The sequence below is a fragment of the Duganella hordei genome, from assembly GCF_040369125.1.
Lineage (GTDB): Bacteria > Pseudomonadota > Gammaproteobacteria > Burkholderiales > Burkholderiaceae_D > Rugamonas > Rugamonas hordei.
Window position 1 is genome coordinate 677,145 of the sequence record NZ_BPWI01000001.1, and the last position, 24,487, is coordinate 701,631.

A 24,487-nucleotide genomic window follows, 5' to 3' on the forward strand; every position below is an offset into this window, starting at 1 on the left:
AAATTGTATAGCGCCTATGCGAATTTAGGTAATTTTCTTTTAACTCCGTTTGGCCCACACTGGCTACATCAACTCACCACACGGAGAACACCATGGAAAAGACAGCATTGGTATTGGGCGCGACGGGCGGTATCGGCGGCGAAGTGGCACGTTTGCTGCTGGCGCGCGGCTGGACGGTCAAGGCGTTGCACCGCGCTCCGCTCAGCGCGGCAAAGCAGGGCGACGGCCTGCAATGGCTGGCCGGCGACGCGATGAATCGCCAGGACGTGATCTCCGCCGCGCAGGGCGCGCAGTTGATCGTGCACGCGGTGAATCCTCCCGGCTACCGTAACTGGGGCGCGCTGGTGCTGCCGATGATAGACAACACCATCGCCGCGGCACGCGCCAGCGGCGCGCGCATCCTGCTGCCCGGTACCGTCTACAACTACGGCCCCGATGCGTTCCCCCTCATCGACGAGGAGTCGCCGCAGAATCCCGTCACTCGCAAAGGCGCGATCCGCGTGCAGATGGAGGCACACTTGCAGGCGGCGGCCGCCGAAGGCGTGCGCACCTTGATCGTACGGGCCGGAGACTTTTTCGGGCCGAAAGCGGGCAACAGCTGGTTCGCACAGGGCCTGGTCAAACCCGGCAAGCCGCTGACGGCGATCAGTTATCCCGGCAGCGTGGGTATCGGCCATCAATGGGCCTATCTGCCTGACGTGGCGGAGACGATGGTGCGGTTGATCGAGAAGGACGATCAGTTGGAGACCTTCGCGCGCTATCAGATGGAAGGCCACTGGGATGCCGACGGTACGCAGATGGTCACGGCGATCGCGCGCGCCGCCCGCCGGCCGGAGCTGAAGGCAAGTGCTTTCCCCTGGTGGTTGCTGTCGCTGGCGTCGCCGTTTGTGACGGTGTTCCGCGAACTGCGCGAGATGCGCTATCTGTGGCGGCAGCCGGTGCAGATGTCCAACCGCCGGCTGGTCAAGATGCTGGGCGTGGAGCCGCGCACGCCGCTCGACGTCGCGGTGCGGAGCACCCTGGATGGCCTGGGCAGCCTGTAAGTACTAGGCCAGTCCGTATTTGGCGAGGATGCGCTGCGACGTACCGTCGGCATCCATCGCCATCTTCGCGCGTTGGAACTGCTGGGCGGTGGCGTCGTCGAAGTCCAGCGATCCGGCCAGCCACGCGGTGGTGCTGCGTACCGGTGGACTGACCTGGAAATCCTTTTCGGCGTTGCGGCTTCTGAGCGAACTTTGAATGATGAACCTCTCCCCGAATGCCGCGTCGGCCATGCCCTGGAGGAGAAAGCGATGGACTTCCTCGATCGAGCTGGCTTCGATCAGGTTGTGGTAGCCCAGATCCTGCAGCATGAGGGCCTGCCCGGCGCCGCGCAACGTGGAGATGCGTGCGGACTTCATCAATTCCGGATGCTGGGTATCGAATTTGCCGCTGCGTGGCGCGAGGAACAGATAATGTTCTTCATACATCGGCGCCAGCCAGCGGAATTTGTTCTCACGTTCCGGCAAGCGGGTAAGCGGAAAAATGACGGTGGCCGTCATGGTCGTCGCCAGGAACTGAGCGCGTTTCCAGGGGAAGAATTCCACCTTGGGCTCGAGCTTCATCCTTTTGCACAATTCCATCAGCAGCTCGTACAGCGCACCGGGCCTGTCGCCGCCGTTCTCGAGGACCAGCGGCGGCAGGTGTGCGGTGACTACACGCAGTTGCCGGCTTTCCGTCGCCAGGATGGAAGCGGGGGCGCAACCAAGTGCCAGCGCCAGGTTGAATAAGGTACGCCGTTTCATGGCGCTATCCTACCCGATTTTAGTCCTGCTCGGACCACAGCTTGCCGGCGGTGGCCCAGTTCTCCCGCTTGCACTCGTGGATGATGATGTCGACCGATTCGGCCGACGCGCCCAGCGTCTGCACGGTGGCTTCGGTGACGGCTTTGACGAATGCGCGCTTTTGCTCCAGCGTGCGGCCTTCAAACAGTTGTACGTTAATAGTCGGCATGGTGCTTCCTTTCAGGAGCGATAGTTCGGGCTCAGTTTATCCAGTTTGCGCAACAGAGCGGGCCATTCGAGGCGTCCGTCCGGGCTGCCGTCGCCCAGCAGTTGCCGATGCGTCCTCAGGCAGGTTTCGTGCTGTGGCATATGCAGCCTGCCGTCGCCGGATTGCGCCTTGAGCTGGATGGCGCAGGTTTTGTCCAGTATCGTGGCGCGCGCCGTGCACCGCCGCATGCAGCGCGAAGCCCGGGCGGTTGATGTCGTATTGGGCCGCGTCGACCGGGTTGCCGTCGCCGTCCACCTTTACCACGTTGGAGGCGCACACCTCCTCAAACCGCAGACCGAACGGATTGATGAGGTAGCGGCCAGCCTCGCCCGGCACGACGGCCGAGATGTGGGTGTAGATTACATCGTCCCAGCCATGCAGGGCGCACAGGTGGTAGCACGCGGCGAGATCGACGCGTGCCTGCCATTCGTCCTTGTTCATCCGCTTAGTCCTGGCGCTGGTGCACGACGCTGCCGGCGGCGTAGGTGGCGGAGATGGCGCGGTCGTCGCCCAGCATGGCGATGGCGAACAGCAGCTCTTCGATCGAATCGGTGCGCTCGGTGCGACGTGCCAGCAGCGGCGTCGCCTTCGGATCGAGGACGATGAAGTCGGCCTCGGCGCCGGGCACGAAGTTACCGATCGTGCCTTCCAGCTGCATCGCGCGGGCGCCGCCCAATGTGGCGAGGTAGAACATGCGCATTGCCTGCAGGTAGGTACCGCCCATGCGTGCTACTTTGTAGGCTTCGTTCATCGTCTGCAGCATCGAGAACGAGGTACCTCCACCGACGTCGGTCGCCAGCGACAGCGGGATCCTCTTCGCAAAGGCTCGCTCGAAGTCGAACAGGCCGCTGCCGAGGAACAGGTTGGAGGTAGGGCAGACCGAGATCGCCGACTGGGTCTCGCCCATGCGGGCGCGGTCGGTGTCGTCCAGCCAGATGCAGTGGGCGTACATCGAGCGCGGACGCATCATGCCGAAGTGGTCGTACACGTCCAAATAGCTGCGGGCGTTGGGGAACAGCGATTTGACCCAGGCCACTTCATCGGTATTTTCCGCCACGTGGGTTTGCAGGAAGGTGTCCGGATAGGCCTTGGCCAGCGCGCCGGCCAGCTCCAGCTGCTGCTCGGTGGAGGTCGGGGCGAAGCGCGGCGTGATGGCGTACAGCTGGCGGCCGCGCTTGTGCCATTTCTTGATCAGGTCTTCGGTTTCGCGGGCGCCGCTTTCAGCGGTGTCCTGCAGGAAGTCGGGGCAGTTGCGGTCCATTAGCACCTTGCCGGCGACCATGCGCAGGTTGCGCTTTTCGCTCTCGGTGAAGAAGGCGTCCACCGATTGCGGATGCACGGTGCAGTAGACCATGGCGGTGGTGGTGCCGCAGCGGGTCAGTTCATCGAGGAAGAAGCTGGCGACGTTGGCCGCGTGCTCCGGATCGGCGAATTTTCGCTCGGTCGGGAAGGTATATTTCTCCAGCCATGGCAGCAGGCCGGGCGCGGGCGAGGCGATCATGTCGGTCTGCGGATAGTGCACATGGGTGTCGATAAAGCCGGGCATGATGATCTTGCCGCGGTAGTCGTGCAGCGGCGTGTCCTTCGGCAGGAATCCGATCAGCTGGCTGAAGTCTCCGGCCAGGTGGACCTTGCCGTCGTTGACGATCAACAGGCCGTCTTCGTGCCACAAGCAGGCGTTGGCCTGGTAGGCCGGGTCGTCGCTGAAGTGGAGAAGGCTGGCGCGATATGCCTGGAAGTTGCCGCTTTGGGTGATGATGCTTGCCATGATTTGATTCCTCGATTTTTGCGGACGGCAGTTGACGCGCGCGCAGTGGGCGGCGCGACTGACATGGTCGTCGGCGATTAAGGCGGGCGCGTGGCGCCACACCGGCTGTACGTTTTGTGGATTTAAACTAGCGCGACGGCTAGATCAATGAGAGGCGATGACGCGCTCCCGCCCCGGCGCTGCCGGAGAGTGAGGGCGCCCAGGCTGCAGGCAATGTAGAGAGAATCAGATCACGCATTATGTGCTGAGTTCCGATGTTTCGAGAGTAGCGGATGCGTCGATTTTAACACTAATCTCCGCCGGAGTCAGAGCTGCGGCTTCCCACACCTGCATCAACTGCGCGGCCACCGAGACGGCGATGACGGCCGGCGCCTTGTCGTGGATGCCGGGCAGACCGATGGGGCAGGTCATGTCGGCCATGCGGGCGGCTGGAATGCCGCGTTCCTGCAGGCGGCGTTCGAACGACACGCGCTTGGTCCTGGAGCCGATCAGGCCGAACCAGGTAAAGTCGGTACGGCGCAGGATGTGCTCGGACAGCTGCTGGTCCAGCGCGTGGCTGTGGGTCAGCACCAGGAAGGAGGCACCGGCCGGCGCTTCTTCGACCACGGCTTCCGGCGTATCGGTCGCTTCGACCCGCACGTTGGCCGGAAGCACCGGCGGGAACATGTCGTCCCGCTCATCGACCCAGACCACCTGGCAAGGCAGTTCGGCCAGCGCGCGCACGATGGCGGCGCCGACGTGGCCGGCGCCGAACAGGTAGAGGCGAGGGCGGTAGGGCAGACAGGAGTCGATCAGCCAGCGGTGGCCGAAATCGTCGATGCGTACCTTACAGTCGATACCGGGGCCAGGACGGGCCAGCATTGCGGGGCCGGGGCCTGAAAGGTGAGCGCCGGCTGCGTCGTAGATGCTGGCCGGCTCGGCGCAGTCCAGCGGCACCAGGCGCCAGCTGTCCTGGCCGTCACGCCAGCGGCGGGCCAGCGCGCCGAAGTGTTCGCCGGCTTCCGGCATGATGCGTTCAAACGCCAGGTGTACCACGCCGCCGCAGCATTGCCCCAGGCTTGGACCGAGCGGGAAGCGTTCGAGGCGACGCTCGGCATGGACGTCGCCGGCGGGCATGGCCAGCATTTCGCGGGCGATATCGGTGGCGACCATTTCAAGATGGCCGCCGCCGATGGTGTCGAAGGCGTGATACTGGGTGATCAGCATCTTGGCGCCCGGTTCGCGCGGCGCCGAGCCGGCGACCTGCGCCACCGTCACCAGCACGCGCGGGACCGCCTTGCTGGCGGCCGCCGTCAGCGCGTTGAGGTTGAAAGGCATGCTATTGTTGGACATGTCAACCTCGTTCCTGGACCGCCGTGATGGCGTTCAGGATGGATTCGCTGGTGGCTGGCGCGCGTAGCGGCGGATTGTACTTGTGGTCGGCCACGGCGGAGCAGGCGTCGCGGATCGCCAGGAACACCGAGAACGGCAGCAGCAGCGGCGGCTCGCCGACCGCCTTGGAGCGGTGTATGCTGTCGGCCACGTTGCGGTTCTTGAACAGGCGCACGCTGAAGTTCTCCGGACAGTCCGACACGCCGGGGATCTTGTAGGTCGACGGCGCGTGCGTCATCAGCTTGCCGGCCGCGTTCCACCACAGTTCCTCGGTGGTCAACCAGCCCATGCCCTGTATGAAGGCGCCTTCGACCTGGCCGACGTCGATGGCCGGATTCAGCGAGTTGCCGGCGTCGTACAACGCGTCGGCCTTCAACAGCTTCCATTCGCCGGTCAGCGTGTCGACCACCACTTCCGACACCGAGGCGCCGTAAGCGTAGTACGAGAACGGGTTGCCACTCATGGTCTTCGGATCCCAGTGCAGGCCCGGCGTGGCGTAGAAGCCGTCCGACCACAACTGGACGCGCGCCAGGTAAGCCTTCTGAACCAGCTCCGAGAACGGAATCGCAAGGTCGCCGACGTGGACGAAGTTGGCTTCGAAGCGCACGGTGTCGGCATCGCCGTCGTGGCGCTTGGCGGCGAATTCGGCCAGGCGCTTGCGGATGGTGTTGGCCGCGTCCTGCGCCGCCTTGCCGTTCAAGTCCGCGCCGGTGGAGGCGGCGGTGGCCGAGGTGTTGGCAACCTTGCTGGTGTCGGTGGCGCTGGCGCGCACCATCGCCAGGTCGATGCCCAGTTCATGTGCTACAACCTGGCATACCTTGGTGTTGATGCCCTGGCCCATTTCGGTGCCGCCGTGGTTGACCAGCACCGAGCCGTCCGTGTAGATGTGCACCAGCGCGCCGGCTTGGTTGAAGTGGGTGACATTGAAGGCGATGCCGAATTTGACCGGCGTCAGCGCCAAGCCACGTTTCAGCACCGTGCTTTTGGCATTGAACGCGTTGATTTCCTCGCGGCGCTTGCGGTAGTCGGACTCCTGCTCAAGCTGCGCGACCAGTTCGTGGATGACGTTGTCGACCACTTTTTGCTGGTATTGCGTGACGTTGCGGCCTTCTTCGTCGTTGCGGCCGTAGAAGTTGATCTTGCGGACGTCCAGCGCATCCATGCCCAGGTTGCGGGCGATTTCGTCCATGATGTATTCGATGGCGATGGCACCCTGCGGACCGCCGAAGCCGCGGAACGCGGTGTTCGATTGCGTGTTGGTCTTGCCGGCCATGGCGCGGATGTCGACGTCGGCCAGGTAGTAGGCGTTGTCGAAGTGGCAGACGGCGCGTGTGGCGACCGGTGCCGACAGGTCGGCAGAGAAGCCGGCGCGCGACACCATCTCCACCTTGGCGGCGACGATGCGGCCGTCGTCGCCGTAGCCCATCTCGTATTCATAGTAGAAGCAGTGGCGTTTGCCGGTGACCATCATGTCGTCGTCGCGGTCGGCGCGCAGCTTGACCGGCTTGCGCAGGTGCGCGGCCGAGATGGCGGCGCAGGCCGCCCAAAGCGCCGATTGCGATTCCTTGCCGCCGAAACCGCCGCCCATGCGGCGGCACTCGACCACGATATCGTGCGAATGGCGGTGCAGGGCGTGCGCGACCACGTGCTGCATTTCGGTCGGGTGCTGGGTCGAGCAGTAGATCAGCATGCCGTTGCCTTCCTTCGGAATGGCATACGAGATCTGGCCTTCCAGGTAGAACTGTTCCTGGCCGCCGACATGCAGATCGCCTTTCAGCTTGTGTTTCGAACGCACGAACGCCGCTTGCGCATCGCCACGCGCCAGGTGCATCGGCGGGACGACGAAGGATTTCGCGTCGCGCGCGGCTTGCGGTGTCAGGATGGCCGGTAGCTCAGCGTATTCGATGACGGCTTTCTTGACAGCGCGGCGGGCGTTGTCGTGCGAGTCCGCCACCACGATGAAGATCGGCTGGCCGATGTATTCGACCAGTCCTTCGGACAGGATAGGGTCGTCGTGAATGATAGGACCACAATCGTTGGTACCGGGAATGTCCTTGTGCGTATAGACGGCGACCACGCCAGGCATGGCCTTGACCGCGTCGAAGTTCATCGACAGGATGTTGGCGTGCGCCTTGGACGAGATGCCCAGCGCGGCGTGCAGCGTGCCTTGAGCTTCCGGGATGTCGTCGGTGTAGGTGGCTTCGCCCAGCACGTGCAGCACTGCCGATTCGTGCGGGTGCGACTGGCCGACTTCGGCCCAGGTCATTGGAACTCCGGGAACCGCGGGCTGCGTCAGGAATGCTTCGGATTTGCTGTTCATGCTGGCACGGCTCCTTCCGCGTAGTGGTAGGCGTTGATCGATTGCACCGGCTGGGCGGAGTCCGGATTGGTCTCCAGCCAGTAGCGGCGCAGCAGGTTTTGCGCGGTCTTCATGCGATAGTTGGCGGTGGCCCGCATGTCGCTCAGCGGGGTGTAGTCCCTGGCCAGTTCGGCCATCGCCAGTTTCAGCGTTTCTTCGTTCCAGCGCTTGCCGTTGACGGCCGCTTCGGCCAGTGGCGCGCGGCGCGAGGTGGCGGCCATGCCGCCGTAGGCGATGTGGGCGTCGCTGACGATGCCGTCCTTCAGCGTGAAGGCGAAGGCGGCGCAGACGGCGGAGATGTCCTGGTCGTAGCGCTTGGCCAGCTTGTAGGTGCGGAACTGGATATCCTTGCGCGGCAGCGGAATGCGTACGGCTTCGACGAATTCGCCCGGCTGCCAATCCTTCTTCATGTAGTCGACGTAGAACTTCTCCAGCAGCATGGTGCGCTGGCCCTTATCGCTGCGGATGACGATTTCCGCGCCGAGCACGATCATCCACGGCGCCGAGTCGCCGATCGGCGAGCCGTTGGCGACGCTGCCGCCCAGGGTGCCGGTGTTGCGGATAGGCTGCGAGGCGAAGCGCTGCCACATTTCGTGCAGCTCGTCCTTGTAATGCTTGCAGACGGCCTCGTAGGCATCGTTGAGCGAGACGGCGGCGCCGATGGTCAGCACGCCGTCGCTTTCTTCCATGTGGTGCAGTTCGCGCACCTGGCGCACGTAGATGATGTCGCCGAGGTTGCGCATCTGCTTGGTGACCCACAGGCCGACGTCGGTCGAGCCGGCGACGATGGTGGCGGTCGGTTTTTCGGCGCGCAGCGCGGCCAGTTCGGCCAGCGTGCGCGGTGCGTGGAAGGTCTGGCCGTCGTGGCTGTAGCTATACATTTCGGTCCGCTGGATGGATTGCAGCGAGGCTTTCAGCGCCTCGCGGTCGAAACTGACGTGAGGCAGTTCGCCCATGCGGCGCGCGGCATCGATGATCGGACGGTAGCCGGTGCAGCGGCACAGGTTGCCGGACAGCGTTTCATCGACGGTCTTGCGGCACGGCGGCGTGGTCTGGCCGTCCTGCTTCAGGTACAGGCTCCACAAGGACATGGCGAAGCCCGGCGTGCAGAAGCCGCATTGCGAACCGTGGCATTCGACCAGTGCTTCCTGCACCGGATGCATGCTGCCGTTGGCCTGCTTCAGGTCCTCGACGGTGAAGACGGCCTTGCCGTCCAGCGTAGGGACGAACTGGATGCAGGAGTTGACCGACTTCATGGCCACTTCGCCGTCGGGCTGCAGCTCGGCCACGACTACGGTGCAGGCGCCGCAGTCGCCTTCGGCGCAGCCTTCCTTGGTGCCGGTGCAGTGCAGGTCTTCGCGCAGGTGCTGGAGCAGGGTGCGGGTTGGTGCGCTGCCCGCGACGTTGTGCACCTCACCGCGGTAGAAGAATCGAATTGGTTCAGTCATGATTGCTCCGCAATTACTTGGTTTGGAACTGGCGCAGGAAGTCCAGGAAGATCTGTGCCGACACTTCGGCGTCGTCGGCCGTCATGGTTTCCAGCGGGTTGTGGCTGATGCCGCCGTTGCCGCAACGGGTGAACAGCATGGCCACGTCGGTCATGCGGGCCAGCGCCATGGCGTCGTGGCCGGCGCCGGACGGCAGTTCGAACACTTCGATGCCGGCGCGCTCGGTGGCGGCAGCCAGCTGCCTGACCAGCCATGGCGCGCATGGCGCGGCCGGAGCCTGCATGATCTTGGTGACCTTGAGGCCGATCTGGCGGCGCGCGCAGACGGCTTCGGCCTGGTTCAGGATGTCGGTGACCGCGGCGTCACGGGTCGCATCGTCGGCCGCTCGGATATCCAGCGACAGCTTGCAGGCGCCGGGGATCACGTTGACCGAGCCGTCCGGCACGTGCAACTGGCCGACGGTACCGACCAGCGAAGGTTCGCGGCCGCAGCGGTCTTCCACGTACAGCACGATTTCCGCTGCCGCCGCTGCCGCGTCCTTGCGCATGACCATCGGCGTGGTGCCGGCGTGGCTGGCCAGGCCGGTCAGTTCGACCTGGTAGCGGCAGCTGCCGGCGATCGAGGTGACGACGCCGGTCGGCAGGCCTTTGCCCAGCAATACCGGGCCTTGTTCGATGTGGACTTCGACGAAGGCCAGCACGTCTTCCGGCTTGCGCGCCACCGAGGCAATCTTGCCGACGTCGTGGCCGGCTTCGGTCAGCGCGGTGCGCATGGTGATGCCCTGGGCATCGGCCTTGTCCAGCAGCTTCATGTCGAACTGGCCAATGACGGCGTTCGAACCGAGGAAGGTGCTCTGATAGCGCACGCCTTCTTCTTCCGAGAAGCCGATGATCTCCAGGTCGAACGGCAGGCGTTCGCCGCGCTCGTTCAGGTGCTTGACCACGGCGATCGGCAGCAGGATGCCTTCGCGGCCGTCGTACTTGCCGCCGTTGCGGACGGTGTCGTAGTGGGAACCCGTCAGCAGTGCCTTGGCGCCCGGCTTGTCCGATTTGTAGCGGCCGACCACGTTGCCGACCGGGTCGATCTCAACCTCCATGCCGGCTTCCTTCATCCACGCCGCCAGCTGGGCGGCGGTCTTGCGGTGGGCGTCGGTCATGTAGGCGCAGGTTAGGTTGTCGGCGTCGTCGCTCCAGGCGCCGATCACTTCCGACCATTCCATGATGGTGGGGCCGAACTGCAGTTGCAGTTCCAGCAGTGCGTTCAGGCGCATTTCGGCGATGCGGCCGATCTGGCGCAGGCATTCGGCTAGTTCGTCGTCGCGCTGCGAACGCAGGCGGCGGCTGAAGGCGGCGATGATCTCCTGGCGCGACAGGCCGTTGCCGGTCGGTCCTTTCACCGCGAGGATGAAGGGGAAGCCGAATTTGGCGTTGTAGTCGGCGTTCAGCTTGTGCAGCGTGGCCAGTTCGTCGGCGCTGCAGTGGGTCAGGCCGGCCTGCGCCTGTTCGCCGGTCGACTCGGCGGTCAGTTCGCCGGCCAGGGCCGCCTTGCCTGCCAGTTCCGGGTGGGCGCGGACCAGGCCCAGTTGTTCGTCCTCGGTGGCCTTGCGCACGACGGCTTGCAGCGCCTGTTTCAGGGCGGACGTGGTGGCGAATGGACGCTGCGCGGCGGCGCGCTGCGGGATCCATGGCGAATGTTCGTACAGGCCGTGCAGCTGCTGGGTGAACTCTTCGGCGCTGCAGCCGTTCAGGTGATCTAGTGTGATTGTCATCGTTGTGCAGGCGGGGCCTGTCTCCTCTTGGTATAAGAGGAATGATATATGGCGGGGGAGGCTGTTATATATGCCCGGGGCCATAACCGCATTCAGCCCGGGCTTATGGGAAGTGTTGTGACCTTGCCACGGATTATTTGGAGACGAGCGCCTGCGCCGCCTGCGTGACCTGGTCGCGCAGCCATTTGTGTTCCGGGGCGTGGTGCACGCGCTCGTGCCACAGCTGGTAGAAGCGCATCGTCGGGAAGCGCACCGGCACCGTGAAGGTCTTGAGCGGCAGGTTGCGCTCGTAGAAGCGCAGGTACTGGCGCCCCGTGGTGAGCACCATGTCGGTCTGCGTCAGCATGTAGGGAATCAGGCTGAAATAGGCCGATTCGACGACCACGTTGCGCTGGTGGCCCTGCTGCGCCAGGAAGCTGTCGATCACGCCGTGGAAGCCGGGCAGCGTGGGCGAGGGCGCCACGTGGGGCAGGCTCAGATAGTCGGCCAGTGTCATGTCGTCCGGGCCGGTGCGCTTGGCGTAGGGGGCGTCCGCGCGCATGGCGCAGATAATCGGGTCCTCGAACAGGCGTGACAGGTGCAGGTGCTCCGGCGGCTGCTCCCAGTTACCGATCAGCAGATCGAGCTCGCCGTCGGACAGCATGCGGATCGAGTCCACTTCCGCGCCCAGGCTGTGGATGATGATGCGGCTCTTGGGCGATTCGCGTCGCAAGCGCGCCACGACGTTGGGCAGGAACTGGATGTCCAGGTAGTCAGGCGCGCCGATGCGGAAGGTACGGCTTTCCTCCTTGGAGGCGAAGGGCGTCTTGTGCAGGAACAGCTGTCCCACTTCGTCGAGGATGCGCTTGGCCGGTTCCTTCAGGCTTTCGCCATGCTGGGTCGGCACCATGCCGCGGCCGCCGCGCACCAGCAGCGGATCGCCTGTGAGCTCGCGCAGTTTTTGCAGCGAGGCGGAGATAGAGGGTTGCGTCTGATCGAGCTTCATCGCCACGCGGGAGACGTTTTTCTCGCAGAGGAGCATGTACAGGATGCGGATCAGATGCAGGTCTAAGTGGTCGGGAAGTTGTGCCATATGGGTCTATCTATAACGGTGAGCCTATTTTTAATATACGGCTACTGCCATACGAAAAGCCAGAATTAGTTTTATCGTTCGTCTCACACCATGCGTGACCTGCGCGTGGTTTTCAATCGGTCGCAGCGGAGCTTTCAACAGTTCGCGGCCAAAAGGGAAATCATCCCAATCGTCTGGAGCGCCCGCGGTGGCAGACGAGCTTAATCCAATCATGGGGACAACATGGAATTGCTCGCTTACGGCGTGGACTGGCTCAATCTATTGGTGCGCTGGCTGCATCTGATCACGGGGATCGCGTGGATCGGCGCATCCTTCTACTTTGTTTGGCTGGATAACAGCATTCGTCCTCCGAAGCCGGGTTCCGACCTGGCCAGGAAGGGCGTGTCCGGCGAGTTGTGGGCCGTGCATGGTGGCGGTTTTTACAACCCGCAGAAATACCTGGTGTCGCCGGCCGAACTGCCGTCGGACCTGCACTGGTTCAAATGGGAGGCATACGCCACCTGGATCTCCGGCTTCTCGCTGCTGTTCATCGTCTACTACTTCAACGCCTCGGCGATGATGATCGATAAGTCGGTCGCGGACCTGACCCAGTTGCAGGCGATCGGCGTGGGCCTCGGCTCGCTGCTGGTGGGCTGGATCTTCTACGACACGCTGTGCCGCTCGCCGCTGGGCCAGAAGGACGGCCTGCTGGGCGTGATCATGTTCGTCTTCATCGTGGCCATGGCCTACGTGCTGACCAAGTTCCTGAGCGGCCGTGCAGCCTACATCCACGTCGGTGCCATGATCGGCACGATGATGGTCGGGAATGTGCTGATGCTGATCATCCCCGGCCAGCGCAAGCTGGTGGAAGCGATGGAGCAGGGCAAATCGCCGGATCCTATCCACGGCAAGAAGGCCAAGCAGCGCTCCGTGCACAACAACTACTTCACGCTGCCTGTGCTGCTGATCATGATCAGCAACCACTACGCGATGACCTACAGCCACGCCTACAGCTGGGCGCTGCTGGGCGCGATCATCGCAGCCGGCGTGCTGATACGTCACTTCTTCAACCTGCGCCACCATGGCAAGACCGCATGGCAGTTCCCGGCGGCGGGCGTCGCCATCCTGGCCGCGGTGGCGGTGGTGATCGCGCCGCGTCCGGCCGCTGCTCCTGTACCTGCGGCTTCGGCGGCGGTTGCCGGCGATGCCGCCGGCGAGGTACATGCCAGCGTCGCGGCTCCGGACTTTACTCGCGTGCAGGCCATCGTCAACCAGCGCTGCGTCAGCTGCCACGCCGCGCAGCCTACACAACCCGGCTTCGCCACCGCGCCTGCCGGCATCAAGTTCGACACGCCTGAACTGATCCGCCAGAACGCGGCCAAGATCAATCAACAGGCCGTCGTGCTGAAGGCCATGCCGATCGGGAATATGACCAACATCACGCCTGAAGAACGCTCCGAGCTCGGTGCGTGGTTCGCCGCCGGCGCCAACTGACAAGAAGACAGATCATGACTACTACCACCATCAATGGTTTCAACCTGACGGCCGCGCAGGTCGTCGCCGTCGCCCGCAACCCGGCCATCGAAGTCAACCTGGCCGCCTCGTCGCGCGCCGCGTTGAAGGAAAGCCGTGATTACATCGAGTCGACCTGGATGCACGACGAAGCGCCGATGATGTACAGCTTTAACACCGGTGTCGGCATGCTGAAGGACACCCGCGTCAAGGTGCAGGACATCGTCCTGTTCCAGACGCAGCTGATCAAGGCCCACGCCTGCGGCATGGGCGAGCCGTTCTCCGAAGAGGTGAGCCGCGCCACGATGCTGTTGCGCGCCAACGCCTTCGCCAGCAACTACTCGGCGCCGCGCGTCGAAGTGGTGGACCGCCTGCTGGCCTTCGTCAATGCCGGCATCCACCCGATCATGCCGCAGAAGGGCTCCGTCGGCGCCTCGGGCGATCTGGCGCCGCTAGCCTACCTGGCCGCCGCCATCGCCGGCTTCGACGAGGCGGAAGTGATGTACAAGGGACAGCGCATGTCGGCTCCCGACGCGATCCGCGCTTCCAACGTCGGTCCGGTCGTGTTCGAGCTGAAGGCCAAGGACGCGTCGGCGCTGATCAACGGCTGCACCGTCTCGCTGGCGGTGGCGCTGCTGGCTGCGGAAGACGCGCGCAACATGCTGTCCGACGCCTGCCTGTCGCTGGGCCTGACGCTGGAAGCGATGCGCGCCGAGATGTCGGCCTTCGATCCACGCATCCACGAAGCGCGTCCGCACGCCGGCCAGATCAAGACCGCCGCCATCATCCGCGACCTGCTGCAAGGGTCGACCCGCACCACACACGAAGCGCGCGCCGTGCAGTTCCCCGAAGAGCTGCGCCGCACCGATATCCCGTACACGGCCCGCATCCAGGACGTGTACTCGCTGCGTTGCGCGCCGCAGGTCTATGGCCCGGTGTTCGATGCGCTGGACTACATCGACACCATCCTCGACAAGGAAGTGAATTCCGCCACCGACAACCCGCTCATCTTCGGCAAGGACGGCGGCGGCTTCGAGATCATCTCGGGTGGTAATTTCCACGGCCAATACCTGGCGCAGGCGATGGACCTGCTGGCGATGGCCGTCGCGGACCTGGGTAGCATCGTCGAGCGCCGCGTCGCGCGCCTGATCGACCCGACCTTGTCGTGGGGCCTGCCGCGCAACCTGATGTCCGGCGTGCGCGGCGTGAACACCGGCTACCCGGTGATGCAATGCTCGCTCAGTTCCCTGGTGATGGAGAACCGCACGTTGTGCATGCCGGGCAGCGTCGACTCGATTCCGGCCAAGGGCAACAGCGAAGACCACGTATCCAACTCCACCTGGTGCGCGCGCAAGGCCGCCACTGTGGTGTCGAACACACAGTACATTGTCGGCGTTGAAATGTTGTTGGCCTCCCAGGCGCTGACGATGACGGAAAGTCTGCTGCCTGGCTTTGTGCTCGGCAAAGGCACCCAGGTGGCGTATGAGGCGGTGCGCAGCCAGATCCCGGCCTGCCTCGACGGCGACCGCTGGCTGCACAACGACCTTGAAGTGGCGCGTTCCTTCATCACCACCGGCTCGGTGCGCAAGGCGGTCGTCGCACAAATAGGTGAATTCGTCTAAACCGGAAGGACCTCTGACCAGAGGAGGGTAAACATAGGGCTACGCCGTAATGAAAATACGGCGCGCCCGACTGTTATAGGCCATAACAGATAGCAGGTATGCCACCACAGCGATTTCAAGAAGTGGCCCCTGAGATAAGGTCTATGCCGATTGTTCCCATGTTTAATCGGCGGACGACACATAAGTAGTCAAAATAGAACACGGAGACATCATGTTAATTCTAGAGAAGTTCTTTAAGCTGAAAGAGAACGGTACCGACGTGCGCACCGAATTGGTCGCAGGCCTGACTACCTTCCTGACGATGGCTTACATCATCTTCGTCAACCCCTCCATCCTCGGTGACGCCGGCATGCCCAAGGGCGCGGTCTTCGTCGCCACCTGTATCGCGGCAGCGCTGGGCTGTCTCATTATGGGCCTGTATGCAAACTATCCGATTGCCATGGCGCCGGGCATGGGGTTGAACGCCTACTTCGCTTACGTCGTGGTCAAGGGCATGGGCATGCCCTGGGAAATGGCGCTGGGAGCGGTCTTCATCTCCGGCTGCCTGTTCGTGTTCGTCAGCGTATTCAAGCTGCGCGAGATGATCGTCAACGGCATCCCCCATTCGATACGCACCGCCATCACCGTCGGCATCGGCCTGTTCCTCGGCCTGATCTCGCTGAAAAGCGCGGGCATCGTCGTCAGCAGCCCTGAGACGCTGGTGCGCGTGGGCGACCTGCACAAGGCGCCGACATTGCTGGCCATCGTCGGCTTCTTCATCATCGTCGCATTGGACCGCCTGAAGGTAAAGGGCGCGATCCTGATCGGCATCCTGGCCGTGACGGTGCTGAGTTTCTTCGTCGGCGGCAACCAGTTCAACGGCATCGTCGACACGCCGCCGTCGCTGGCGCCCACCTTGTTCAAGCTGGACCTGATGGGCGCGATCTCGGTCGGCCTGCTGAACGTGGTGCTGGTATTCTTCCTGGTCGAGCTGTTCGACGCCACCGGCACGCTGATGGGCGTGGCCAACCGCGCAGGCCTGCTGGTCAACGGCAAGATGGAACGCCTGAACAAGGCGCTGCTGGCCGACAGCTGCGCCATCGTCACCGGCTCGCTGCTGGGCACCTCCAGCACCACCGCCTACATCGAAAGCGCCGCCGGCGTGCAAGCGGGCGGCCGTACCGGCCTGACCGCCGTCGCCGTCGGTGTGCTGTTCCTGGCCTGCTTGTTCATCTCGCCGCTGGCCGGCGTGGTGCCGAGCTACGCAACGGCGCCCGCGCTGCTGTACGTGTCGTGCCTGATGCTGCGCGAATTGGTCGACATCGACTGGAGCGACACCACCGAATCCGTGCCCGCGGCAATCGCGGCACTGACCATGCCGTTCACGTACTCGATCGCGCTTGGCGTGGCTTTCGGCTTCATCTCCTACGCGGTGCTGAAGCTGTTGACCGGCCGGGTGCGCGAAGTGCGTCCAGTGATCTGGGCGATCGCTTGCGTGTTCACCTTCAAGTTCGTCTACCTCGGCGCTGGCTGAGGAACCAACTCTTCTTCTCCCGATTGATCTCTGTCCGGCGCCCGCAATGGCGCCGGCTGGGACGGTCACGTTCAAAAATATGGAAAACTAAAATGAAAACGAGACAAATTCCACAACTGCTGTGCATCGCCTTCCTGAGCCTGGCCGGTTCTGTCAACGCCGCCGACTGGAGCGACACCTCCGTCAGCTGGCGTTACGGCACCGACTACCGCGAGCCGTTCAACAGCCAGGACATCGCCAAGAACATCGTGGCGCTGACTCACGTCAGCGGCTACAAGTACGGCACCAACTTCTTCAACGCCGACTTCCTGATGTCGGATAAAAACGATCCGGCGTCGCTGACGCAAAAGTCCGGCGCCAACGAAGCCTATATCCTGTACCGGAACACCGTGGACCTGAGCAAGGTGACCGGCACCGAATACAAATTCGGCCCGGTGCGCGGCCTGGGGATCACCGGTGGTTTCGACGTCAACACCAAGAACGACGTAGGCTACAACTCGCGCAAGCGCATGTTCGTGCTGGGACCGACCTTCATGTGGGACGTGCCGGCCGGCCATTTCAACACCAGTCTGTTGCTGATCAACGAGAGCAACGCGCCGAGCGGCGCCTTCCCTCCGATCTCCACCGTCACTGGACGTTATACCTACAAGACGCATGCAATGCTGTCGTCGGAATGGGGGATTCCATTTGGTTCGTTGTGGGCGTTCGAAGGCTATGCGAACTTTATCGCGTCGAAGGGCAAGGACGAAGTGGGCAACGATACCGGCGCAGAGACCAATATCGACATGCAGGTGATGTTTGATGTGGGGGCCGCGATGGGCCACGCGAAGAACACCTTCCGAATCGGCGTCGAGTATCAATACTGGCGCAACAAGTTCGGCAACACCTCGGCCACCACCGGCGGTCAAGGCTATGTCGCCAAGACGCCGATGATACGGGCCGAGTACCACTTCTAGACTACATTAAATCCGGGGTTCGCCAGTGCTGCTGTTGACGGAGATGGAGTTCCCCGGTGGCGCGGTCATTTGCACGCGGTGCTCCTGGCCGCGATAGTTGTAGGTTACGTCCCAGTATTGCGGCTTCTGGTTTTCGACGTTTTCGCAGCGGCGCACATCGCGCTCGGAGGTCTGCGTGCTATTACGGTTGGCCACATTGTTGCCGATGGCCGCGCCGGCGATCGCGCCACCGGCGGTGGCGACATCGCGTCCCGTACCGCCGCCGACCTGGTGGCCGAGGATGCCGCCGATCAGCGCACCGGCGATGACGCCGCCGGCACTGGTGCCGCTGCGCGCGGGCTCGGTCACCTGCTGGCGCTCGACCCAGCAGCGTTGCTCAGGCGTGCCGACCACGGCGTGCACCGAGGTAATCGGCACTTCGATAATGCGCTCGCTCGGACGGCGGCGATATTCATTGGTAGGTTGCGGCAGCGGCTCCGGCGCTTCATTTTCATAGCGGTCGCGGCGGCCGAGCGGGCGTACCGACGAGATGCGGTCATTCATGCCCATGCCGCTCAGCGACTCGTAGCTGCCGCGACGCAGCACCATGCAGTGGCCGCGGAAGTTGGAGTCATCGCACACTTCCCACTGGCCGCGATCGACCACCACCGACGAGGCGCGATCGTTGAAACCGTTGCGGGTAAAGTCCCGCACTTGTTTGTTGGCGGTGAAGGCGCGGCCGCGCCAGCCGTCGTGTTCGTAGAAGGTGATTTGTGCAAAGGTTTGCGTGGTCATGCCCAGCGCTGCGAAGGCTATGGCGATTTTCAGTTTGTTATTCATTTTTCTTCTCCGTTGTGGATGGTCTTGAGGCGCTGCCAGCATGAGCCGTTTGTGACGTACGTTCTGTGCGCTTGTGCACATAAAGCATATTTCCAATATAAAAATTCTATTACCTGAAGGGAAAACTGGAGGATACTTGGCGTTAAAGGGGAGAGCGGCCATGATTCGTCATCGTTATTGGATGTTTGCGCTTGTATGGGGCCTGCTGGCGGGGTGCGGTGGCGGAGGAGGCGGGGGCGCCAGTCCTGGCCCGACGGTGGTCGCGACGACGCCGAACGCGCCGCTGACGGCAAGCGTGGCCGGCAAGGTGACGGTCAAGGGCGGCGCGCCGCTGGCGGGTGTGGTGGTGACGGCCTACCAGACCAATAACCACACCTCGGTGCAGGCGACCACGGACGCCAACGGCAACTACAGCTTCAGCGGCCTGATGACGGGTACCCAGACGCGCTATGAAATCTGGGCCACCAAGGCGGGCTACGGCTTCTATCCGGTGCCGGCCAACGGCAGCGCCACCGCGCTCAAATCCGATCACAACGCCCTGTACCGGATGGTGCTGTCATACATGGCCACGTCCGGCAGCAACGTCACCGGCGGGAACTTCGACGCTTATGACGGGGGCAACCGACTGCTGAACCTGGCCGCCAGCGGACAGCAGACCAGCTACGCCGCCGGCGACGACGGCGCGTTGAAAAACGGCCTGGCGTGGCCTACAGGGCGCTTTGTCGATCTGCAGAACGGCAGCGTCAGCGACAAGCTGACGGGATTGGTCTGGACCCGCAACGCGGCTTGCTTCAGCGCCCGCAACTGGCTGGACGCGCTGGCGGCGGTCAAGCAGATGGCCAACGGCATGTGCGGCCTGAGCGACGGCTCCAAGGCCGGCGACTGGCGCTTGCCGAATGTGATCGAGTTGGAAAGCCTGGTCGATATCTCGCGCAGCAATCCGGCACTGGCTGGAGGGCACCCCTTCCTCAACGTGGCCGGGCCTTACTGGAGTTCGACCACTTACCGCGGCGTCACCGAAGAAGCGTGGGTGATCGATTTCAAGGACGGCCGCTATATCAACGATTTGCTGAACAATCTGAAGGCCAGCTCTCCCAATGGCGTGTGGGCGGTGAAGAGTGGCGGCAGCGGCAGCGTGAATTTGATGGCCACCGGCCAGTTCATCGTCTACGCTGCTGGCGACGACGGCGATGTTCGCAGCGGCGTGGGACAAACCTCGCTGCGCTTTGTCGACGGGGGTAACGGTACTGTCAAGGATACTGTAACGGGGCTGGTGTGGCTGAAGCAGGCCAACTGTATCCGTCAACCGTGGGCCGGTGCGCTGGCCGCTGTACGGGCGCTGTCGCAGGGACAGTGCGGGTTGACCGACGGATCGAGCGCAGGCAGCTGGCGCATGCCGAACCGCGCCGAGATGTTGAGTCTGGCCGACCGCGCGGAAACCAATATGGCTTTGCGCTTCAACTCCGTGTTCCAGAACGAGGAAAAGACGGCGATAGAGCAGGCGGCGGTATTCAACAACTTCGTCGAGCTGGAGTTCTACTGGACTTCCAGCACCGACTTCGCCGACCCGACGCAGGCCTGGACGGTATTCAGCTGCGACTACGGCGTCTACAGCATCCTGAAAGGCAACACCGGCTACACGCTGGCGGTGCGCGGTCCGTAAAAAAAAGCGGGGTCAGTTCCGGCATCGTGCCACGTACGCCAGAGGCATGATTGAATCCGCAATTGAGTTAAATCAGCGTATGTCGAGGCTGGCGGGACTAGGGTGTGTGAATGACACGTCCACTCCGCATAGAGTTCGCCGGTGCGCTGTATCACGTTACCTCACGTGGTGATCATGGCGAAGCAATTTATCGTGACGACGCCGATCGAATGGCGTGGCTCGATATTTTTGCGATCGTCTGTAAGCGATTCAATTTTGTCATCCATGCGTATTGCCAAATGACGAATCATTACCATGCGGTCGTTGAGACCGTCGAGGGTAATCTGTCGCAGGGAATGCGGCAGTTGAACGGCTTATACACTCAGCACTTCAATCGTCGGCATCGTCTGTCGGGACACCTTTTTCAAGGGCGCTACAAAGCAATTTTGGTTCAAAAGCAAAGCTATTTGTTGGCGCTGTCACGGTACGTGGTGCTCAATCCGCTTCGAGCCCACCTGGTGCAGTTGCCGGAAGAGTGGGTATGGAGCAGCCATCGATATCTGATGGGGATGGGCGATCGGCCAGAGTGGCTCGACACAGAATGGTTGTTGGGGCAGTTTGGCTCGACGCGCAGCCTGGCCATAGCGCGGTATCGTCAGTTTGTGATGGATGGGGTGGGGCTGGATAGTCCATTGAAGCGAGTCTGCCATCAGCTTATGTTAGGCGACGAGTCTTTCGTCGAACACCATCGAAGCTGTTTTGGGGACGCGTCTTTGCGAGGTGTTTCCAAAGCCCACCGACGGGCGGCCGCTCGGTCACTGGAAGAATATCGGCTTCAATTTTCAGACAGGGATCAGGCGATGGCGAACGCGTATTTTTCTACCGTATTCACCATGGAGCGAATTGGCGAGTTCTTCGGCGTTTCTTTGAGAACGGTGAATCGCGCGGTAAAGAAATATGACGGTAAGCTCTGACGTGGCAGGTTGCCGGAACTGACCCCGCCTTTTTTAGAGTCCGCTGTCTTATGGCTCCACCGAATGGGCGCGCTTCAGGCAGCGCAGCACGAAGGTGGAGCGGCTGTGGCGCAGGCCGGGCAGCTTGTAGAGTTTGCGGCGCAGGAATTCTTCGTAGCCCGCCGTACCGGCTACAGCCACCTTGATCAGGTAGTCGTATTCGCCGGTCAGTAGATACGCCTCCATCACTTCCGGCAGATCGGCCAGGGCCTGGCCGAATTTTTCGAAGATGTCGTCGTCGTGCCGGTCCAGCGTCACTTCGATGATGACCGTGTCCGGGTAGCCCAGCGCCTTCTGGCTGAGTAGCGCCGTGTAGCCTTCGATCATGCCGCCTTCCTCCAGCGCGCGCACGCGGTTCCAGCACGGCGTGGTCGACAGGCCGACCTTTTCGGCCAGCTTGGTGTTGCTCAGGCGGCCGTCCTGGCGCAGTTCACGCAGGATGCGGCGATCGAGTTCGTCAATTTCCATGGGATAGTTCCGCAAAAGATGAATATCCCATATATTCTATATTATTCGGGACGTCGTCCTTTAAATTTACATAAGCGAAGCAAATTCAGGAAGCCTATTTTGACGCTTCCCGGATATTCTGGTGGCATGAATACCACACAAAAAAGCTACCGTTTTTGCATAGAGCCGGACGATCCGATCGCCACGCTGGAAGCCGTGCTGGCGATTGTGCGGCGGCTGGGGATAGAGTTGCGCAGCCTGCGCACGACGGCCACCGCGCAAGGGGTGGACGTGCAACTGCGGCTGGCGGCGGCGGAGGAAGATCCGCTGACGCTGTGCCGCATGCGGCTGCACAACGTCATCGGCGTGCTGGCGATACGCGAAATGCCCACCTTGGTGGCATCCCGCGAGAGGACAGCAGTTAGCCAGTAAGGTAAGCGTATTTGAACAGGAACACGCCGGCGATCACCCACACCACCGGCTTGACCTCGCGCGCGCGGCCGGTCAACAACTTCAGGCCGGCGTAGGTGATGAAGCCGAACGCGATGCCATGGGCGATCGAATAGGTGAACGGGATCACCAGCGCGGTGATGGCCGCCGGCACGCTCTCGGTGGTCTCGTTCCAGTCCACGTCGACCAGGTCGCGCAGCATCAGGCAGGCGACGAACAGCAGCGCCGGGGCGGTGGCGTAGGCCGGCACCACGCCGGCGATGGGGGCGAAGAACAAGGCCGCCAGGAACAGCAGCGCGACCACCAGCGCCGTCAAACCCGTACGGCCGCCGGCCTGCACGCCGGCCGCGCTTTCGAGATAGGCGGTGGTGCTGGAGGTGCCGAGCATCGAGCCGGCCACGATGGCGCAGCTGTCGGCCAGCAGCGCCTTGTTCAGGCGCGCCATCCGGCCGCCGACCAGCAGCCCCGCGCGGCTGGCCACGCCCATCAAGGTGCCGGTGGCGTCGAACAGTTCAACCAGGAAGAACACCAGCACCACATTGAGCAGGCCGATGTTGGCGGCGCCCTTCAGATCCAGCTGGAGCAGCGTCGGCGCCAGCGAAGGCGGCATCGACATGAAGCCGTGGAAGGTATTCCCGCCGTAGAAAAAGCTCAGCACCGTCACGGCGATAATGCCGATCAGCAGGGCGCCCGGCACCCGCAGACGGTCCAGCGTAACGATCAGCAGGAAACCGGCCACCGCCATGATGGTCTGCGGCTTGTGCATGTCGCCCACGCGCACCAGCGTCTCGGGGCTGGCGACCACCAGGCCGGCGCTCTTCATCGCGATCAGCGCCAGGAACAGGCCCAGGCCGACGGTGATCGCCACCCGCAGCGAGTGCGGAATGCCGTTGACGATCTGCTCGCGCACCTTGAACAGGGTCACCAGCAGGAACAGGCAGCCCGAGATGAACACGGCGCCCAGCGCCGACTGCCACGGCACGCCCATGCCCAGCACCACGGCATAGGCGAAGTAGGCGTTGAGCCCCATGCCCGGCGCCATGCCGATCGGGTAGTTGGCGTACAGGCCCATGATGATGGTGCCCAGCGCGGCGGCCAGGCAGGTGGCGACGAAGACGGCGTCCTTCGGCACGCCGGCGTCGCCCAGGATCGCGGGATTGACGAAGATGATGTAGGCCATCGTCAGGAAGGTGGTGATGCCGGCCACCACTTCGGTGCGGACATTGCTGCCGTGCTCTGCGAGCTTGAAATATTTGTCGAGCGGCCGCATACGTTCCCCCTGGGAATTGCTTCTTGCACAAAAAAGATGCGAAAATACCAAAATAACTACTGATATTTGGTACACTTTAACCCTTAATCAGTATCTCACGAGCACGGAGCACGGGTCATCAACATGGAACTTCAGCCACGACAAGAGGGGCGCACGCTGGTGCTGAGCCCAGCCGGCCGCATCGATCATACGCACGCGGATGCCTTCAAACTGGCGCTCGATCCGCATCTGCGCGACTGCACCAGGGATGGCGCGCCGATGGTGATCGATTTCGCCGGCGTCAATTACATCAGCAGCATCGGCTTGCGGGCGCTGATGGTGGCCATCAAACAGGTCAAGGCGCAGGGCGGCCGCATGGTGCTCGCGGCGCTGCAGCCGCTGGTGCTGGAGGTGTTCACCATCAGCCGTTTCGACATGCTGTTCGAGATATTCCCGGACCGCCCCGCAGCGCTGGCCGCCGTTGGCGGCGCTTCATGAAGGCCCGCATCTGGGGTGCGCGCGGTTCGCTGCCGGTCGCGCTGAATCACAAGCAGATCCGTTCCAAGCTGGTGAAGGCGCTCGAGGGCGCCATCGGCCGCAATCTCGACACGCCGGAAAAAGTGGCGTCGTATATCGACAACGACCTGGGCTTCGACGTGCGCGGCACCTACGGCGGCAACTCCAGCTGCGTCGAGGTGGAAGTGTGGGATCCGGACACCGTGCACGAGCACATCATCCTCGACCTGGGTTCCGGCGTGCGCGCGCTGGCCGGCGCCAAGCTGGCCAAGTATGGCCCCGCCAAGCCGCAAACCTACCATGTGTTCATGTCCCATCTCCATTGGGATCACATCATGGGCTTCCCGTTCTTCACGCCGGCCTACATACCTGGCAACCGCATCATCATCTACGGCTGCCACAAGGAGCTGGAGACGGCGTTCCGCCGCCAGCAGGAGCCCATCAGCTTCCCGGTCGGCTTCCATCAACTGGGCGCCACCATCGAATTCGTCACCATGGAGCCGGGCGTGCCATTGAAACTGCACGACGTGACCGTGACGGCCAAGCTGCAGCTGCATGCCGGCGACTCCTACGGCTACCGCCTTGAGCACGGCGGCAAGAGCATGATCTACAGTACCGATTCCGAGCACAAGCTGGATAACGCCGCCGAGCGCGTGGCCTTCGTCGATTTCTTCCGCGACGCCGACCTGGTGATCTTCGACGCCATGTATTCGCTGGCCGATTCCATTTCGGTCAAGGCCGACTGGGGGCATTCCAGCAATGTGGTCGGCGTCGAGCTGTGCCAGCTGGCGGGCGTTCACCAGCTTTGCCTGTTCCATCACGAGCCTATTTACGACGACGCGCAGATCGCCAGCGTGCTGGCCGAAACGCGCCGCTATGCCGAGATCACCGGCGAGGCGCCGCTGGAAATCGTCTCCGCCTACGACGGCATGGAAATCGAACTGTAAGCGCG

The 24,487-nt window shown here is 63.0% G+C and carries 21 protein-coding genes and 1 pseudogene; 10 read left to right on the forward strand and 12 right to left on the reverse strand.

Going from position 1 to position 24,487, the window contains the following annotated elements; genetic code table 11:
• Positions 1-92: 92 nt before the first annotated feature.
• Positions 93-1,043, forward strand: a complete 951-nt coding sequence (locus ABWW33_RS02870; protein ID WP_353398640.1) for an SDR family oxidoreductase — start codon at positions 93-95, stop codon at positions 1,041-1,043.
• Positions 1,044-1,046: 3 nt separating this feature from the next.
• Here the strand turns inward: ABWW33_RS02870 and ABWW33_RS02875 are convergent, their stop codons facing one another.
• From ABWW33_RS02875 to ABWW33_RS02915, 9 genes and pseudogenes are all read right to left on the reverse strand, one after another.
• A complete protein-coding gene (locus ABWW33_RS02875; protein WP_353398643.1) occupies positions 1,047-1,784 on the reverse strand; it encodes a substrate-binding periplasmic protein in 738 nt (245 codons plus the stop codon).
• Between the two features lie 19 nt (positions 1,785-1,803).
• Positions 1,804-1,992 carry a 4-oxalocrotonate tautomerase gene (locus tag ABWW33_RS02880; RefSeq protein WP_353398646.1) on the reverse strand — a complete coding sequence of 63 codons (189 nt, stop codon included), beginning with the start codon at positions 1,990-1,992 and terminating at the stop codon, positions 1,804-1,806.
• Positions 1,993-2,003: 11 nt separating this feature from the next.
• Positions 2,004-2,472 (reverse strand): annotated as a pseudogene (locus ABWW33_RS02885) (class II aldolase/adducin family protein).
• Between the two features lie 4 nt (positions 2,473-2,476).
• Positions 2,477-3,799: a guanine deaminase gene (gene guaD / locus ABWW33_RS02890; RefSeq protein ID WP_353398648.1), complete on the reverse strand. Its 1,323-nt coding sequence runs from the start codon at positions 3,797-3,799 to the stop codon at positions 2,477-2,479.
• 237 nt (positions 3,800-4,036) lie between these two features.
• Positions 4,037-5,131 (reverse strand): xanthine dehydrogenase accessory protein XdhC, encoded by a 1,095-nt coding sequence (xdhC, locus tag ABWW33_RS02895; protein ID WP_353398651.1) that lies wholly within the window; start codon positions 5,129-5,131, stop codon positions 4,037-4,039.
• Between the two features lies 1 nt (position 5,132).
• Positions 5,133-7,490 carry a xanthine dehydrogenase molybdopterin binding subunit gene (xdhB, locus tag ABWW33_RS02900; RefSeq protein ID WP_353398654.1) on the reverse strand — a complete coding sequence of 786 codons (2,358 nt, stop codon included), beginning with the start codon at positions 7,488-7,490 and terminating at the stop codon, positions 5,133-5,135.
• Positions 7,487-8,977, reverse strand: coding sequence for a xanthine dehydrogenase small subunit (gene xdhA, locus ABWW33_RS02905; protein ID WP_353398657.1), 1,491 nt, complete (start codon positions 8,975-8,977; stop codon positions 7,487-7,489). The genes xdhB and xdhA overlap by 4 nt, the downstream gene beginning before the upstream one ends.
• A gap of 13 nt (positions 8,978-8,990) precedes the next feature.
• Positions 8,991-10,745 carry an allantoate amidohydrolase gene (locus tag ABWW33_RS02910; protein WP_353398659.1) on the reverse strand — a complete coding sequence of 585 codons (1,755 nt, stop codon included), beginning with the start codon at positions 10,743-10,745 and terminating at the stop codon, positions 8,991-8,993.
• A 133-nt stretch (positions 10,746-10,878) separates the two neighbouring features.
• The gene (locus ABWW33_RS02915) at positions 10,879-11,817 is read right to left on the reverse strand and encodes a LysR family transcriptional regulator (protein WP_353398662.1); all 939 of its coding nucleotides are present in this window, start codon (positions 11,815-11,817) and stop codon (positions 10,879-10,881) included.
• Between the two features lie 222 nt (positions 11,818-12,039).
• Here ABWW33_RS02915 and ABWW33_RS02920 point away from each other — a divergent pair, with 222 nt between their 5' ends.
• From ABWW33_RS02920 to ABWW33_RS02935, 4 genes are all read left to right on the forward strand, one after another.
• Complete coding sequence (locus ABWW33_RS02920) at positions 12,040-13,290, forward strand: urate hydroxylase PuuD (protein WP_353398665.1); 1,251 nt, start codon at positions 12,040-12,042, stop codon at positions 13,288-13,290.
• 14 nt (positions 13,291-13,304) lie between these two features.
• Positions 13,305-14,930: an HAL/PAL/TAL family ammonia-lyase gene (locus ABWW33_RS02925; protein ID WP_176650786.1), complete on the forward strand. Its 1,626-nt coding sequence runs from the start codon at positions 13,305-13,307 to the stop codon at positions 14,928-14,930.
• A 211-nt stretch (positions 14,931-15,141) separates the two neighbouring features.
• Complete coding sequence (locus tag ABWW33_RS02930; RefSeq protein ID WP_176650787.1) at positions 15,142-16,443, forward strand: NCS2 family permease; 1,302 nt, start codon at positions 15,142-15,144, stop codon at positions 16,441-16,443.
• A 92-nt stretch (positions 16,444-16,535) separates the two neighbouring features.
• Positions 16,536-17,399 (forward strand): outer envelope protein, encoded by an 864-nt coding sequence (locus ABWW33_RS02935; RefSeq protein ID WP_353398668.1) that lies wholly within the window; start codon positions 16,536-16,538, stop codon positions 17,397-17,399.
• Between the two features lie 6 nt (positions 17,400-17,405).
• On the opposite strand, the gene ABWW33_RS02940 is transcribed toward ABWW33_RS02935, so the two are convergent.
• A complete protein-coding gene (locus ABWW33_RS02940; protein ID WP_353398671.1) occupies positions 17,406-18,218 on the reverse strand; it encodes a beta/gamma crystallin-related protein in 813 nt (270 codons plus the stop codon).
• A gap of 160 nt (positions 18,219-18,378) precedes the next feature.
• Here ABWW33_RS02940 and ABWW33_RS02945 point away from each other — a divergent pair, with 160 nt between their 5' ends.
• Positions 18,379-19,881 carry an Lcl domain-containing protein gene (locus ABWW33_RS02945; RefSeq protein WP_353398674.1) on the forward strand — a complete coding sequence of 501 codons (1,503 nt, stop codon included), beginning with the start codon at positions 18,379-18,381 and terminating at the stop codon, positions 19,879-19,881.
• Between the two features lie 110 nt (positions 19,882-19,991).
• Positions 19,992-20,834 carry a transposase gene (locus ABWW33_RS02950; protein WP_353398677.1) on the forward strand — a complete coding sequence of 281 codons (843 nt, stop codon included), beginning with the start codon at positions 19,992-19,994 and terminating at the stop codon, positions 20,832-20,834.
• 48 nt (positions 20,835-20,882) lie between these two features.
• On the opposite strand, the gene ABWW33_RS02955 is transcribed toward ABWW33_RS02950, so the two are convergent.
• Complete coding sequence (locus tag ABWW33_RS02955) at positions 20,883-21,341, reverse strand: Lrp/AsnC family transcriptional regulator (RefSeq protein ID WP_176650792.1); 459 nt, start codon at positions 21,339-21,341, stop codon at positions 20,883-20,885.
• 126 nt (positions 21,342-21,467) lie between these two features.
• On the opposite strand from ABWW33_RS02955, the gene ABWW33_RS02960 reads away from it, so the two are divergent.
• Positions 21,468-21,752: a hypothetical protein gene (locus ABWW33_RS02960; protein WP_176650793.1), complete on the forward strand. Its 285-nt coding sequence runs from the start codon at positions 21,468-21,470 to the stop codon at positions 21,750-21,752.
• Here ABWW33_RS02960 and ABWW33_RS02965 read toward each other — a convergent pair.
• Entirely contained in the window at positions 21,742-23,040 is a 1,299-nt protein-coding gene (locus ABWW33_RS02965) for an NCS2 family permease (RefSeq protein ID WP_176650794.1), read from the reverse strand. The two genes, ABWW33_RS02960 and ABWW33_RS02965, sit on opposite strands and share 11 nt — an antisense overlap.
• Before the next feature lie 123 nt (positions 23,041-23,163).
• Between ABWW33_RS02965 and ABWW33_RS02970 the strand changes: the two genes are divergently transcribed.
• Complete coding sequence (locus ABWW33_RS02970) at positions 23,164-23,517, forward strand: STAS domain-containing protein (protein ID WP_176650795.1); 354 nt, start codon at positions 23,164-23,166, stop codon at positions 23,515-23,517.
• Positions 23,514-24,482 carry an MBL fold metallo-hydrolase gene (locus ABWW33_RS02975; protein WP_176650796.1) on the forward strand — a complete coding sequence of 323 codons (969 nt, stop codon included), beginning with the start codon at positions 23,514-23,516 and terminating at the stop codon, positions 24,480-24,482. Before ABWW33_RS02970 ends, ABWW33_RS02975 begins: the two co-directional genes overlap by 4 nt.
• Positions 24,483-24,487: the final 5 nt, after the last annotated feature.